The sequence below is a fragment of the Chitinophaga filiformis genome (assembly GCF_023100805.1).
Taxonomy (GTDB): Bacteria; Bacteroidota; Bacteroidia; order Chitinophagales; family Chitinophagaceae; genus Chitinophaga; species Chitinophaga filiformis_B.
Map to the genome: position 1 here is coordinate 5,146,113 of NZ_CP095855.1, position 15,291 is coordinate 5,161,403.

The 15,291-nt window shown below is 49.1% G+C and carries 9 protein-coding genes; 2 read left to right on the forward strand and 7 right to left on the reverse strand.

The features are described 5' to 3' along the window. Positions 1-163 precede the first annotated feature (163 nt). The 4 genes from MYF79_RS19935 to MYF79_RS19950 form a co-directional block, all read right to left on the reverse strand. A complete protein-coding gene (locus MYF79_RS19935; RefSeq protein ID WP_247809397.1) occupies positions 164-1,642 on the reverse strand; it encodes a RagB/SusD family nutrient uptake outer membrane protein in 1,479 nt (492 codons plus the stop codon). Between the two features lie 11 nt (positions 1,643-1,653). Next, complete coding sequence (locus tag MYF79_RS19940) at positions 1,654-4,611, reverse strand: SusC/RagA family TonB-linked outer membrane protein (RefSeq protein ID WP_247809399.1); 2,958 nt, start codon at positions 4,609-4,611, stop codon at positions 1,654-1,656. A 414-nt stretch (positions 4,612-5,025) separates the two neighbouring features. Further along, positions 5,026-6,951, reverse strand: a complete 1,926-nt coding sequence (locus MYF79_RS19945; RefSeq protein WP_247809400.1) for a 7TM diverse intracellular signaling domain-containing protein — start codon at positions 6,949-6,951, stop codon at positions 5,026-5,028. Continuing rightward, positions 6,952-9,150 carry a B12-binding domain-containing radical SAM protein gene (locus MYF79_RS19950; RefSeq protein ID WP_247809402.1) on the reverse strand — a complete coding sequence of 733 codons (2,199 nt, stop codon included), beginning with the start codon at positions 9,148-9,150 and terminating at the stop codon, positions 6,952-6,954. It abuts the gene before it with no gap. Between the two features lie 445 nt (positions 9,151-9,595). Between MYF79_RS19950 and MYF79_RS19955 the strand changes: the two genes are divergently transcribed. After that, positions 9,596-10,441, forward strand: coding sequence for a hypothetical protein (locus MYF79_RS19955; protein ID WP_247809403.1), 846 nt, complete (start codon positions 9,596-9,598; stop codon positions 10,439-10,441). A gap of 95 nt (positions 10,442-10,536) precedes the next feature. Beyond that, a complete protein-coding gene (locus MYF79_RS19960; RefSeq protein ID WP_247809404.1) occupies positions 10,537-11,028 on the forward strand; it encodes a nuclear transport factor 2 family protein in 492 nt (163 codons plus the stop codon). Positions 11,029-11,124: 96 nt separating this feature from the next. Here MYF79_RS19960 and MYF79_RS19965 read toward each other — a convergent pair whose 3' ends face one another. Genes MYF79_RS19965 through MYF79_RS19975 form a run of 3 tightly spaced genes read right to left on the reverse strand, consistent with a single transcriptional unit; the run spans position 11,125 to position 15,165 of the window. Then, complete coding sequence (locus MYF79_RS19965) at positions 11,125-12,270, reverse strand: hypothetical protein (protein WP_247809406.1); 1,146 nt, start codon at positions 12,268-12,270, stop codon at positions 11,125-11,127. A 43-nt stretch (positions 12,271-12,313) separates the two neighbouring features. After that, the gene (locus MYF79_RS19970) at positions 12,314-14,794 is read right to left on the reverse strand and encodes an Hsp70 family protein (RefSeq protein ID WP_247809408.1); all 2,481 of its coding nucleotides are present in this window, start codon (positions 14,792-14,794) and stop codon (positions 12,314-12,316) included. Then, positions 14,794-15,165: a hypothetical protein gene (locus MYF79_RS19975; protein WP_247809409.1), complete on the reverse strand. Its 372-nt coding sequence runs from the start codon at positions 15,163-15,165 to the stop codon at positions 14,794-14,796. The genes MYF79_RS19970 and MYF79_RS19975 overlap by 1 nt, the downstream gene beginning before the upstream one ends. Between the last annotated feature and the right edge of the window lie 126 nt (positions 15,166-15,291).

Here is a 15,291-nt window from a genome sequence, read left to right on the forward strand (position 1 = left end):
TTTCCTTTGATGCTCACTACCACAACTCTTTATTGCAGCAGCTAAAGGTGGTTTGATAACAACTCCTGTAAGCCGTTACCGATGGGCCGTCCATCATCATCTACATAGCATTAAATAACAATCTCAAAGAACTAATTTGAAAATGATCATTTATTCGTGACACTCAATAGCCGGGATTTTGTACCAGGTTCGCGTTCTGATCCATTTCAGCCTGCGGAACAGGCCATAACAGGCTCTGTTCAGTGAGGTGATAACCCAGGTTCACGCCCTTGCCGTCAGTGACTGCTTCCATGACAGGGATAGCGCGACCGGTACGCACGAGATCATACCAGCGTTGCCCCTCGAAAGCCAGCTCCAGGCGGCGTTCCTTTTCGATTGCCAGGCGCATGGCCGATTGCTCGGTGATGTTCAGCGGGTTCAGTTTTACGCGTCCGCGGATCTGTGTAAGGATGGCATTGGCGCCAGCTACATCTCCCTGTTCATTCAGCGCCTCTGCTTTCAGGAGCAATACATCTGCCAGACGATACATGATGATGTTCTGGGTGGCATCCGTTTTGCGCATTTTGTAAAAGAAGGGGAAGCTGTCCAAAGACAAACGGGCATCGCCCCATTTACCTGTTACATTTGCAAAGGTGATCGTTGATCTGAAACGTACACTGTCATGCTCCTGCTGGTAGGCACGGATCAGGTCATTGCTCGGATTGCAGAACTTCTTCCAGTCAGTACCAAGGAACATACTGGTGCCCCAGTTACCGCCTGTATCCCAACCGTCGAAGTTCAGTTCGAAAATGGCTTCAGCAGAGTTCTCATGTGCACCATCCCACAGCTGATCGTATACCGGCAGCAGGCTGTAACCCAATGCAATCACCTGGTCGGTGTACGACTGTACTTCAGGCCAGTTAACCGGTTTACGGGTGGCAGCTATTTTGGCCAGCAGGGTGTAGATCGCACCTTTGGTGGCAAAGCCTTTATTGGCGGCGGAAACTGCTGCCGCATCCACCGCCGACTTCAGGTCGCTGGTGATCTGATCGTACACTGAATCAGCGCTTGTGCGGGAAGGATATAACAGCGGGTAAATTTCCACCAGGTTATCAGCCGTAATGGTCGGCAATTCAGTGAGTACCAGCGGTACGTCACCAAATAATCTCACCAGGTCAAAGTAGGCACGTGCACGGATGAACTGTGCTTCTGCCACGATCTGCGCCTTGCGGGTGGCCGTCAGTGCGGCATCGGTGACCTTGGGCACATTTACGATCACAGAATTACAGGCAGAGATCTGGTTGTATAAATATCCCCAGTCACGGGCCACCCATGAGTTGGTAGATAATATGCGGAATTCATCGATCTCAAAACCGGCAGCATTGTCCGCACCTGCATAGGCGTTGTCAGACTGTGCATCGCTGATATTGAAATAGTCCAGCACATAATATTCAGCTGCATTGCTGCGAAAGAAGGCATAACAGCTGGCCAGTGCTGCTTCCGATGTGGCAGCGTCTTTAATGTAGGAGCCTGCTGTACCCTGCCCCTCATTACCAACAATTGTATTGGATGGCGGCTGCAGGTTCAGGTCTTTTTTGCATGCACCCAGGGCCAGTGAAGCCAGTGCAGCGGATATGATGAGGAGACGGTTCGTTCTTTTCATGACTCAAACGTTTAGAATGACAGGTTTAAACCAAGGATAAATGTTCTCGCTACAGGATAGGTTCCGTAGTCGATTCCCAATGTCACACCATTGGCAGCATTGCTGGCAAAAGCGTTCACTTCCGGATCAAATCCTTTGTAGCTGGTGATCGTAAAGAGGTTCTGCGCGGTGGCATATATCATCAGCCTGCTCAGGTGCATGGCAGACAATGCGCTCTGCGGCAGGTTGTAAGATAAGGTGGCGCTCTTCATACGCAGGAAAGAGCCATTCTCCACGAAACGGGAAGAGGTACGGGAATTGGTCACATCTCCATTGGTAGCGCGTGGAATGTCGGTTACCTGGCCGGGCGTGGTCCAGCGGCGTAGTACTTCGGTTGACTGGTTCTTGCTGTCGTACATACCTTCCGTTTCCATACGGGATGCATTGAACACATCATTACCCTGTGAGCCCTGCAGCAGGAAGGAGAATGACCAGTTCTTATAGCTCAGGTTATTGTTCATGCCATAGGTAAAATCCGGCTGCGCATTACCAATCACGGTACGGTCGGTCGGTGTTACCTTATCGTCTCCGTTTACATCTTTGTAGATGATGTTGCCCGTTTTAGGATCTACACCTTCAGAGATATATCCATAGAAAGTACCCAATGGCAATCCCTTTCTCAGCGTGATAATATTATCCCTGTTTTCCACGCTGGCATAATAGTAAACGTCCGACAGCTCAAGCGCTGTGATACGGTTACGGTTAAAGGCAATATTGAAATCGGTGGTCCAGCGGAAGTCCTTCTTGTCCACGTTCACAGAAGATAGCAGGAACTCCAGGCCTTTGTTCTCCAGTTTTCCGGAGTTACGGCTAATATATTTATATCCTGAATTAGAGGGAAGCGGTACATTCAGCAGCAGGTCGTCTGTCTTCTTGATATACGCGTCCGCAGAGAAGGTCAGTCTTGAGTCAAAGAGGCTCAGGTCTATACCTACGTTTGTCTGGGTAGTAGTTTCCCATTTCAGATCCGGGTTCGGTGCGCCATCCGGAGGCGTGATACCAGGGCCGGACAATGGGCTGGTAGGCGTCTGACGGGCGAATGAATTCAGTCCCAGGGACGCATATGGGCTCAGTCCTTCCACGTTACCGTTCTTTCCCCAACCGGCTCTCAGTTTCAGATCGCTGACCGCTGTTACGTCTTTCATGAAAGGCTCGGCAGAGATGCGCCAACCGGCGGATACGGAGGGAAAGTACCCCCATTTATGCCGCTTATCCAGCTTGGATGAACCATCCGCACGGAAGTTGACAGTAAGCAGGTACCTGCTGTCATAGTTATACATAACACGGCCCAGGTAAGACATCAGGAACCACTGGGATTCCTTGGTATCGCCGGTGATCTGGTTGGCCGCGTTCAGTGTTTTTACAGTAGGATCCGCAGGGAAGTCACGACCTGTCTGATTGGTTTCGTCGTAATTGTTCTTCTGCGTTGTAACACCACCCAATGCGGAGATCGTATGTTTCTTCCAGCTCTTATCGTAGTTAAGGGTATTTTCCCACAGTGTCGTCAGGGTATTGTACCGCTGGGAAGTGGCATAACCATGATCATTACGACCCGGAGTGGTCATGATGTAATCGAGGTAGTAATCGTATTTATGATTTGTGTAATCCACCCCATAATTGCTCCTGAATTTCAGGTCTTTGGTGAAGTTGATATCCAGCGCTGCATTACCCAATACACGGTTGTCTTTCGTGCCCTGTGTAGGCCCTTCGATGGCGGCCAGCGGATTATCCCAACCGGATTTATATGGGTTCATGGTATAACGGCGGTGACCATCTGCATCTGTTTCATAGATACCAATGATCGGCGGTGCATTGAGCGCGCCAAGGATGGCGGCGTTACGGCCGGCATTGTCGTTATCCTTGAGGTCTTTCAGGTCTACATTGGAATAACTGATGTTGGTGGTCAGTTTCATCCATGGTTTCAGCTGGTTGTCAAGGTTGGCCCTGAAAACACGGCGATTGTACCTGGCCGGTTTTACCATACCGTCGTCTTTGGTATAGGCGCCGGAAATAAAGTACTGCGATTTCTCGCTACCGCCGGAAGCCGATAACTGGTAGTTCTGGTTATGCCCTGTCTGGAACACCTCGTCCAGCCAGTTAGTAGTGGTGGTTGGCGTCGTTACTGCGAATCCCATTTCCTTCATCAGGTCATTGTACTGTGTCGGATTCAGTACGTCGATCTTCTTACCGATCTTAGATATGCCATAGTAGGTATTGAAATTGATCACCGCATCCCCGGAACGACCTCTTTTGGTCGTGATCAGCACCACGCCATTAGAAGCCCTTGCGCCATAAATAGCGGCGCTGGAGGCATCTTTCAATACAGTGATGGTTGCAATATCGTTAGTATTGAGATCCCTGGTATCGGTGGTGGGCACCCCGTCTATTACATACAGGGGCTCGTTGCCTGCCTGTACGGAAGTAGCGCCGCGTACCCTTACAGAAAAGGCGGCGCCCGGCTTACCGGAAGGCTGGGTTACCTGTACACCGGCAGCCTTACCCTGCAGGGCAGCAGCTGTCTGGGTGATGGGCCGCTCGCTGATGTCTTTCGTATTGACACTCACCACGGCGGTAGTCACGTCTCTTTTTTTCTGGGTACCATAACCAATCACCACTACTTCATTCAGGTCTGTTTTGGTGTCTTCCAGGGTGATAGCTATCTGTGTGCGGCCGTTCACCGGCACTTCCTGGGTATTATACCCTACATAGGAAAGCTCCAGCACAGCGTCGGCTGCTGCCTGAATAGTGAAGTTGCCGTCCGGCTGGCTCGCCGTACCTCTTGCAGTGCCTTTAATTTTGATGGAAACGCCGGGAAGAGAGTTACCCTGCTTGTCCTGTATGTGTCCCTTTACTGTGATGTCTTGCTGCGCCATGGCAAAACTCCACAATGCCAACAGCAATGCTGTCAGGAATGTTCCCCTTTTTTTCATAATGTGTCGGTACTTTAGTTTGTGGATAAGGATAATTCCTCGTATCAGTTCTTAGATTTCGATTTAAGTTCAATAAGCGGGAAATGGGTCGGTCACATTAAAGCCCCTTAGCTTCTTTCATACCTTCCTGTAACGTGTACTTTCCATTTCATAACAATAACCAGGCTTTCATTTGCTGCTTGCCAGGTTTCATATTGTAAAGATAGGGGGAGTTTCAGAAATGACAATGGAAAATATTTACACAAATAACTGATTTATAGACTATTATAAAGAAATTGATACGCTTTGATACCCTGGGTATTAACAGTCGGTAAGACTTGATTATGAAGGGAATTGCCCAGTTATAACGGATATATTATATAAGTGCGTTGATACGCTTCAATACCTTTCAAAAAAACTTCACTTTCTTTCATTTCAGGCCTCTTCTCTTTCATCTAAAACCAGCAAACTCCATCCCTGCCCATTAGCCTGCTTCAATTCTTTCTTCCTTTCTTCCATCATTTTGGTGATACGGCTTGCGTAGGACCAGCAGGTACTCTGCCTGATATCGAGGATCTCTGACAGTTTATGCGAGGATATCCTGCCCTTGGTGGAGTAAACCAGGAAGGTCAGGTAAAAGGCCTTATTGATCGGGATACGGATATTCTGGTAGATGGTATAGGCCGTAGCCGATTCTTCGTAGCTGCATTTACTGCACCGGCGACTAAAAGGCTGATGACCAGGATAATAATGCTCGTTACCGCATTTCCGGCAGTGATAGCTGGCCGTCCATTTCAGGTCTGCCAGGAAACGCAGGCAGCTTTCCTTATCGGGATATATCTTGCTGAATTCTTCAAAGTCGAGGGAGGTCGATAAGGCTCTGGCCCTGGTCACCTTCTCTACGTTGGTCTGCAACTGGCGGTTGTCCTGTTCCAGCAGTGCATTCATACGCGAGATCTCCGCCGCCTGGGCTTCCAGCAGGGCATTCGTCTTTGTCAGTACCTCATTCTGGGCGGCAATAACATCTGCCTGTTCTGACAACTGCCGCGTGCGTGCCTGTACCTGGGCTTCCAGTTCCCGGTTCTGATTGTCTTTCAGGCGGGCATTCTCCGTCATCTGCCGGATCATCTGGCGGTGCGCCTTATCCCTTTTTTTCTTCAGGAGCCGTACTTTATCGCCCACGGCGAATGAGAGGAAGAACATCTCCAGGATGAAACAGAAACTCAGGCTGTAGTAGCTGACAATGCCGAAATTCAGCCAGGTATAGCCCAGCATAATGAAGAATTTCAGCATGAAGCCGACAAACAGGAAACTGTATCCGAGCACAAAGAAACGGGCGGGCCGGTATCCTCTCAGCCATACATGGAGACCAGTATAGAAAGCTACCGCCAGAGGGATCAGTTCTATGAACTTATAATTGAACCAGTAGGGATTAATGAGCAGGCAGGCCAGGAAATAAGCGCAGCGGGCCACAATCACCCCCATGATCAGCTTGTTCAGGAAGGGCGCCCTGACATGTACCGCCAGCAGGCTACGGGTGAATAAGAGGGCGAAAATGCTCATACTGAGCAAGGGCCAGGCAAAAGCGTACTGGTTCCAGGTGGGAGCGTCTGGCCATAACCATTGATAGGCAATACCGTCTGTACACATCTCATAAAGCACCACGCTGAGGTTATAAAGCACATAGTACAGGTATTGCCGCTGCCGCATGGCAATGAACATGATCAGGTTGTAGAAGCTGAAAATGAAGATCATGCCATAAAAGATACCGAAAGTGAGGTATTCACTCAGGGCATAAGATACAAATCGGTCGATGGAACGTAACACAATGATCACGTCTGCCGTCTGGGCGGAACTGATCCGGAAATAGTAAACGGCTTCGTCCTGCCGGTCATTATCCAGCGACAGCTCAAAGTTCTTATGATGGAACCAGCGCTGTGCAAAGGGATACTTATCGCCTATCCGCTCCTGGTGGTATACGCCGGCAGTATCGGGCAGCCAGGCATCTATATCATCAATGGTCTGGTCGAAGAATTCCAGCAGGTAGAACCGGTGTGCTGCGGGATCATGTTTTATCTTTATGCGGAACCATACGGGCGCGCCGAGGTGCTGATTCTGGGGAGTGCTGACGGGGCTGGGACGGAAGCGTGCGGCAATACTGTCGCTCCTGACCTGGTCAAAGGTCAGGGTACCGGGCAGATCTTCCAGGTATTCGATCTCATTGTAGGTGAAAATATGCTCCCGTAACGTGCTGTCTATCTGCACCGCCTCCTGTGCATAGGCGGACGTCCCTGTCAGCACTGCTATTAACAGCAGCAGGTACAGGGCAGCGAATTGTCTTCCCCTGTTAAAATGCTTCATTCACAATTTCAATAATCCGAATTTGTACAGTGAATTTACCGGTTTATTGTCCCAGAACAGCTCAAAATCTTCCAGTCCGGCAGCCGTGTAGCTATCCATGACGTCTTTCAGGGTATAGGTCTTCTGGTTACGGACAGACAGCTTCTCCAGCATATCTGCCAGCCAGATCCCCTCCTCTTTGCTCACGCTGATATTGGCTTTCTCCTTCCTGTTCTGGAAGGTCAGGGAGCTCACTTCCCAGGAACTGCCTTTCTTGGTTTTGGTAATGGTTTGTACGCCCGGCGTTTTACCCAGCCATACTATTTTGGCCGTTGGTTTGGCGGGTGCATACTGGTCTTCCAGCAACGCCTTTTCTATATAATCGGGTGGTATTTTCGTTTTGGGCACCTTGAATTCGAACCATTTCTGTAAAGGATCGTCCAGGCAGATGCCATGCATATAGTTCAGCAGGGACTTTTTCAGTCCATAGGCGAAAAGTTCATGCTCCGCTCCTGTTTCATCGATATGTACGATGTCATTATTGGCAAACGTGCCGATTTCCTCCGATTCCTTCCGCACACTGAACATTTCCGGGTGCTGCCCTACGGGGCTGTGGGCCGTCATGGTAAACTGGTGCCAGAAGGCCGACTGCAGGATCCCGGTTTTGAACATCTGGCGTACCATTTCCAGGGAATCGATGGTTTCCTGGGCTGTCTGGGTCGGGAACCCGTACATCAGGTAAGCATGGACCATGATGCCCGCCTCTGTGAAGTTACGGTTCACCTGTGCTACCTGGGCTACGGTGATCCCTTTTTGTATCAGGGCCAGCAGCCTGTCGGACGCCACTTCCAGTCCGCCGGAAACAGCGATACAACCCGACGCTTTCAGCAGCAGGCAGAGGTCGCGGGTAAAGCTCTTCTCAAAGCGCACATTCGTCCACCAGCTGACGTTCAGTCTCCTTTTCAGGATCTCCAGTGCCAGGGCCCGCATCAACGCGGGAGGCGCCGCTTCGTCCACGAAGTGAAAACCATTCTGGCCCGTCTGCGCGATGATCTCTTCCATACGGTCGCACAAGAGCTGGGCAGCGATCGGCTCATACAGGCGAATGTAGTCCAGGGAAATATCGCAGAAGGTACATTTACCCCAATAGCAGCCATGGGCCATGGTCAGTTTGTTCCATCGTCCATCGCTCCACATGCGGTGCATAGGATTCACCACTTCAATAGCCGAGATATAGCTATCCAGCAGGAAATCGCTGTAATCGGGCGTACCTACCTGGCTTTGTTTGTAATCACCGCAGGCCTTGTCGTTCAGGTAAGTCACCTTGTCGTCAACGATGGTAAAGGTGCGTTTCAGCTCGTTCAAGGCCTTCCGGCCTTCTACGTGGGCCACCAGGTTCTCCAGCGGTGCTTCCCCGTCGTCCAGGGCAATAAAGTCGTAGAATTCGAACACACGTGGATCGGAAACGGAACGCAGTTCTGTATTGGCAAAGCCTCCTCCCATCGCGATCTTCACATCCGGATAATTGGCTTTGATCCATTGTCCGCAGCGGAGAGAGGCGTATAAGTTACCCGGGAAAGGCACCGATATTGCCACCAGTTTAGGCTGAACTGCCGCCATGTGCTTTTCCAGGATATCTATGAGTTTACGGTCTATGAAGGTGTAGTCTGCCTGTAAAGCGGCGTACAACTCATCGAAGCTGTTGGCGGAACGTCCCAGCTTCTCAGCATAACGACTGAACCCGAAATGTTCATCCACACATTCCATGATCAGGTCAGACAGGTCTTCCAGGTACATGGTAGCCAGGTGTTTGGCTTTATCCTGCGTACCCATGGAGCCGAACGCCCAGTCCAGGTCTTCCAGCTGCGCAAAACGGCTGGCTTCGGGCAGGAAGTCCCGCTTGCAGATGCGATGGGCCAGTGTGGGATTCTTTCCCTGGAGAAAAAGGATGACATCGTCGATGGTCTCAATGTAATCTTCCTGCAGGGCTATAATACGGGTAATATTATCTGAATGCGCCGCCGCCTGACTATTGATCAGGTTAAACAATTCCTGCAGCCCCTGTTTGCAGAACAGGGCCAGGGTTACCTCTATACCGAGGTCAGACTGGAAAGAGGTAATTCCTTTAGTATTTAAAAAGCCTTTCAGGTAAGCTGTAGCCGGGTAAGGCGTATTCAGCTGAGTGAAAGGCGGTGTAATCAGGAAAACAGAAGCACCCAAATCATTCAATTTGGATGCAAATTATCAATAATTAGGCGAAAGTCAGTTCTTCCGCTCTTAATCCGCTTGAGTACCGCTCTTTTACCTATACTATAATGTCTCCATAAGGTCATCAAAAAGTCACTTTAAGGTCACTTCAATATCTAATCGATATTGAGGTGACCTTTAGATAACGTTATAGTATCATAATGGTATAAGACACTGAGCGGTGTCTGACCGAAGATGAAGCGAATCGCTGTCGGAACGCTATCTATGTTATATGCTTTACGGTGATGAATGAAACCAATAGTCCAAATTGACTGAAAATGAGCCGCTTATGATTTCGATACACTTTCCCCGGAACCGGTATACCTGCGGAAGCCGGGGAGATCTACATCGTGCCGCATTTTCTTCCGGCTAGCTCAGTTCGCTGTATTTGAATATCTTTGCATACGAAAATATACCTATGAAACGATTTTTACTATCCCTGCTGCTGCTGGCAGCCACCCCGGCTGCGGCACAATTAAGCGGTAATGTTGAATATAACCTATGGAGAGTGCAACAAGGCGATACCATTACCATCTTTTCCGACAAAGCATATATCAGGCAATCCCCTTCACCGCAGGCCCCTGTTATGGATTCCCTTGTGGCCGGCAATACCGTTATAGCGGCTAAACTGACTGAGACCGAGCTGACCCTGAGAGGCATGACAACGCCCTGGTGGCAGGTACGTTACAAAGCGGGCGGTAAACAAAAGGAAGGGTATCTCTGGCTGGGACTGGCAGCCCTGGGGCAATATAAAAAAGACAGCGTACAACTGATGTACGGCATTGAAAAAGTGATCCCTGGAGCTACCAAAGAAGATGATCCTAAATATGTTGTGGTGATGAAGGCACTGGGGGCCAGTCGTCATCTGCTTGATAAGAAAGAGCTCATCGTTACCGGAGGACAGTTCGCCATCTCTGCCGAGGGAAAGCTGCTGGGGAATATGGGACTTGACAAGTTAACAGCCATCCTGCGTTTATGCTTCAGCGGCGAAGCCTGTGGCATACCTACCGACTATTACTATTACGGCTGGACAGGCACTAAGTTCCTCCCCCTGCCTCAAAAATCCAACATGTTTGATGCAGGCGCTATCAGCCACGATGAAGTGTTATTGTTTCCGAAAGAACCCGGCGGACAGGCAGGAAAGATCATAAAAGTGACTAAGGATGAAGAGTTTGGAGAGGACGGCGAAAAAGTGGTGAAGACAACCACCAATCGTGAAGTGTTTATATGGGATGGTAACAGTGCAAAAGCAGTGAAGAAATAATGTGGGTGGCCACACCATCTCTGAATATATGCGGCCACAATGCAAAAGGACGAAAAATTTGACAACCCGCGCTCATCACTAAACGTGATGTTACAATGACGGTAATTCGTAAATTCAGGAAAAAAATGCAACGCTTTACCTGTCTGACCCTGTTTTTTATCCTTTCTATTTCCTTTGGGACCGCTAAGGCCCAGACCACTGCCGACTCTGTAAAAGCGGCCGTTAACAGCCTTTTTACTGCCATGATGCACGCAGATAGCGTCGCGTTGATGAAATGCTTCGCTCCCGGCGCTGTACTGCAGACTGTTGTAAAAGATAAGCAGGGTGTTGTCAGTGTACGTACAGAAGCCATCAGCGGCTTTGCTTCCAGCATCGGACAGTTGCCGAAGGACGCAGCAGATGAACGCATCACCTTTGATGTTGTAAAAGTAGACGGCGATCTGGCCATTGCCTGGACGCCCTATCAATTCTATTTCCAGCAGCAGTTACTGCATTGCGGCGTTAATTCATTTCAGCTTGTAAGGTTAGCTGAAGGATGGAAGATCCAGTACATCATTGACACCCGCCGGAAGAACGGCTGCCAATGACGCGCTTTCGTTAAATGCAATCTTACTTTGGGAGGGCATATATGCCACAGCCAGTTTGCAATACGGTAGCCCCGGGGCCCGATAAACAAGAACTGCCTATTGGGCCCTTCCTACCTGGTACCAGGGTATATGAAATGCGCCTTCATAATAGTAGACGCCCACCTTGTCATTTATACCAACTTCTTCATACAAGCTACGGTCCACTGATTCACGTTCCTCCCCGGCTTGGTGGGCCCAGGGCTCCAGTGTCAGATAATAGGTTGTTGACTTTCCTTTGCTGATATGCTTATCCGTTACAGTGGTTTCATAGTATTCATACCCTTTTTTGTCAAAGAAAGCATTTGACATTACCACCAGCCCATAGCCATTGCCGAAAAAGATCAAAGACATGAAAATCGCACTTACAATATACTGCCCTCTTTTTTTGTTCAGATAGGCGCTACAAAGCCATAACATGACTGTCAATGCCACCGCTATACCGATTGCCAGCGGCCAGACCTTACTGTACTGCAGGATATGCATATGAAAACTACGCATTATCGGCACAAACACTGCAATGAAGGGTATTAAGAAAATAGAGGGCAAAGGGCTCTCTTTGCTGGTATCCAGTTGTACCAGTCCTTTATGGCGAAGTAATAACAATAAGGACAATGGTACACAGCAGAATAATGCCAGGAAGTACCAGTCCAGATATAGGAAAGTAAGCACACCTAAGGCAACTGTAATACCCGTAAGTGTATATACTTCTGTTTTTGCCTGTTTCATGAGCTTTTGCGCGTCCTGCCCGCCCGTTTGCCGTATTGCCTCATCATATACCTCCTGTGTTTCTTCTACATCCAGATCCGGATAACGTTGGGCCAGCAGGGCTTTTAAATGATTTATACCACTGAGATATGTAGAAGCCAATATTTTTTTTCCTCTTCCTTCATGAGGAAGGATACGTACATAATTCTTATCAATCCTATATCCTTTTACATCGTTCAACAGGATCTCCCTGTTAACGAGCCTGGACTCCTTCCTGATACTGTAATTATCAACGATGACCTTTTCATCAATTTGCAGAAAACCACAGACAATGAAAAAAATCGCCACCAGGGAGAATGGCAGCATGAAGACCATAACTCTTTTGAGAGAAGGATCTATAAAACAAAATATTGCCAGTGATACAAACACTGCAAAAAAAAGTCCCAACATAATGTACATGGCGATCTTCCAGCCACGGGATAACTCAAAAACGTCCATAAGTACGGTTAATATTTACTGATTAACATTATAATTCTTCCGCTTAAAAACCCACCTTCCTGATCACTTCCTGCGCCGCTTCCTTCGGCATTCCCGCTATCAGCTCATGGTTCACCTGCGTCAGCTTAGCCCAGTCTTTTGTCTGGATGGATAAACGGCCATTCACTTCCATATCTTTGAGCACGGCGTCATCACTGACAGCCCGCCGTCTGGATACCAGCTCTTTGAAAGTATTCACCAGGAACTCCGGTTCCCTCCATAACATCGCCATCAGCAGGTTACGCAGGGCATCCGACTTTTCCATGGTCCTGGTGGGACTGGGTGAGGCCAGGAATAACTCTTCATCTTTAATGATCTCGTAGAAATACTGCTGGTCCTGCTCCTTTCCGCCGGCGGTCAAACGCTGATGACAGGCTGCCTTTATCCTGAAGTAATAAGCCCTCACCTCGTTCAGCCGCTTTTCTTTGGTAGCCAGGTCCATTGCCTGGGCCAGTTTCCGTTTCCTGTCTTCCAGCTGATAACGTTTGTCGGTCACATCATCATCGGCGAGTACTCCCGCTGCTTCTTTGATGTTATCCATATCCTTCTTCAGGTCTGCCAGCTGTTTGCTGACAGCATAATTCTCCTGCTGGTTCGTTTCGAATATTTCATTCTCCAGTTTACGGGCCAGGATGCCGATATCCATTTTCAGGACATCTACAGGTGTATGCCTTTCCTGTGGCGTGAAAGTCTGTTTAAACTCCTGGTCCGCCATCTGGAGATAAGCGGTAACGGTAAGGTCCCTGGATTCTGAGATGTTAAAGGTCAGCTCTATATCGGAGCCTTTCAGTACTTCCCTTTGCAGTTTATCGCCCGCTATTTCAAGGTAGCCAAGGCTTTTGTTAGCTTCCGGCAGGGCATAATGCGGGCCTTCCAGCACATTGATCCGGATGCGCTCTCCATTGCCGGCTGAGATGGTTTTGTTCAGTACGCGCGTCATGCCTTTACGGGAAGGGAGCACGTTATTTTTCTGAAACACCTGCAGCAGCTTTGTTTCACCTGGATGGTCATCATCGTCTATTTCCAGGCAGATGTCTTCCGGAATTGGTTGTCCGCTGATGCCGTAACCACTGTCAATACCAATGATCCCCGTACCGGTATCAATTATTTTATTCTCCTCGTCATAGATGGTGAGCCTGAAAAAATTGTAGACATGCTGCACAAGGGGCAGGTATTCGCTGATACGCTCAGACAGCTTCTTAACGCCCGTATCGAAGCCCCCGTCCTCCCGCGTGATCCTGTAAGAGAGCTGGGAAGTATCGCCGCTGATTTTCGCCAGGAAGAGCTCTTCCTTCTCGCGGGACATTTTAGGGTACGTCACCTTGATGGTAACAGGGCTATTGACCGGGGCTTCCGAACCTGAGAGGAGATTCGGTTTACCCGAAGCATAGTATGCAGCACCCACGGCCACTGCCGTGATAGGGTCTATCTCACAATTCACAGCAACCTGTAATACTTCTTCTACCCGCTGGCGAACATACGGAATGAAAGTAGAGCCTCCCACCATCAACACAAACCGGAGGTCTTTTGCAGCCAGCCGGTTCCGTGTGATGATCTGCTGTACCATACGGATCGTATCATCCACGTAAGGGCCGATCAATTCATTGAAAGCAGCGCGCGTGATGGTATATTCAAAATCCACCGCTGTATTGTTCTCGTCCGTCAGGCCGTCAATAACGATCATAGCGCTGGTTTTGGAAGACAATACGATCTTTGCTTCTTCTGCCTGTTGCAGCAGTATAAAGTATTTCGCATTGTACTTCCCTTTTGCGCTCTTCATTTCCTGTTCCAGCTCCCGGAACTGATACCGTTCGGTAATGGCGGGGATCAGTAATTTTTCTACGATAAGGTTGTCGAAATCAGTACCGCCCAGGAAGTTGTCGCCTTCATGGTCCATCACCTTCATCTCCCCTTCCTTCACACGTATGAGGGCCACATCGAATGTACCGCCGCCGAGATCGTAGACCAGCCATTGGCCGTCCGGCAGACTGGTTTCTTTCTTCATATTCGCATAGGCCAGGCTGGCAGCAATAGGCTCCTGCAGGAGCAGCACCTGCCGGAAGCCGGCCAGGGAAGCCGCCTCTTTGGTGGCATTGGCCTGTATGGTATCGAAAGACGCAGGTATGGTGATCACCCCTGCCTCGGGATAGTCCCACTGAGGCAGGAATGTACGCAGTTCCTTCAGGATAATGGCCGATAGTTCAACAGGCGTTTTAGTACCTCCTATACTTTTGATATTGTAGCTTTCTGAAGTGCCCATTTTCCGTTTAAAGCGGCCTATTACGCTTTGCGGATCTTTCTCCAGCCACTCTTTTGCCTTCTTTCCGGCAATGATCCTGTTGTCGTGAAAAGCGACCACAGAAGGCAGTGTATAGCTACCCGGATCCGCGGGATGATGAAATAGCTGTACTTTGCCATCAGCAAATTTCGCAATAGCTGAATTGGTCGTGCCGAGGTCTATACCGAAATTGATCATTTGCTCCATTACTGGTTGTTTTTAGCTTTTACGACAACTACTCCCTTTTGTACAATGAAACTGGCGCCGCCGCTGTGAAGACGGATGATGGGCTTTATTACTTCCGTGATCTGTAAGTTCCCGGTGCTTTCACCTGCTATGCTGGCTTCACAGTCTGTGCGGGTAATGTTGTAGTCTTCCCCGATAGGGTTATGATAAACAAATCCTGTTGTATCATTGCTGCCTTGTATGCCCAGCCCCTGTTCCATGATCTCTTTCAGTTTATTCACATTTCGCTGGATGGAATTAGGTTCCTGCAGGGCGGATAACTTCTTTTCTATCTCAAACACCTGGTTCAGGATATCCAGGTATGACTTTGTTACTTTGATAGGATCGGTCATTGTTTAATTGTTTATGTGAGACATGCCCAACAAGCAGGAACAGATCAAGCTGACAGGATTGAACAAGGTACTGATACGCGCAACAAGCCTGTTAAGTCCCCGGGCAACCACACTTAAAGAGAATAT

Coding starts and splice junctions, on each gene's coding strand:
- MYF79_RS19975 (WP_247809409.1), bottom strand. CDS start 15,165: ATGACCGATCCTATCAAAGTAACAAAGTCATACCTGGATATCCTGAAC.
- MYF79_RS19945 (WP_247809400.1), bottom strand. CDS start 6,951: ATGAAGCATTTTAACAGGGGAAGACAATTCGCTGCCCTGTACCTGCTG.
- MYF79_RS19940 (WP_247809399.1), bottom strand. CDS start 4,611: ATGAAAAAAAGGGGAACATTCCTGACAGCATTGCTGTTGGCATTGTGG.
- MYF79_RS19960 (WP_247809404.1), top strand. CDS start 10,537: ATGACGGTAATTCGTAAATTCAGGAAAAAAATGCAACGCTTTACCTGT.
- MYF79_RS19970 (WP_247809408.1), bottom strand. CDS start 14,794: ATGGAGCAAATGATCAATTTCGGTATAGACCTCGGCACGACCAATTCA.
- MYF79_RS19955 (WP_247809403.1), top strand. CDS start 9,596: ATGAAACGATTTTTACTATCCCTGCTGCTGCTGGCAGCCACCCCGGCT.
- MYF79_RS19935 (WP_247809397.1), bottom strand. CDS start 1,642: ATGAAAAGAACGAACCGTCTCCTCATCATATCCGCTGCACTGGCTTCA.
- MYF79_RS19965 (WP_247809406.1), bottom strand. CDS start 12,270: ATGGACGTTTTTGAGTTATCCCGTGGCTGGAAGATCGCCATGTACATT.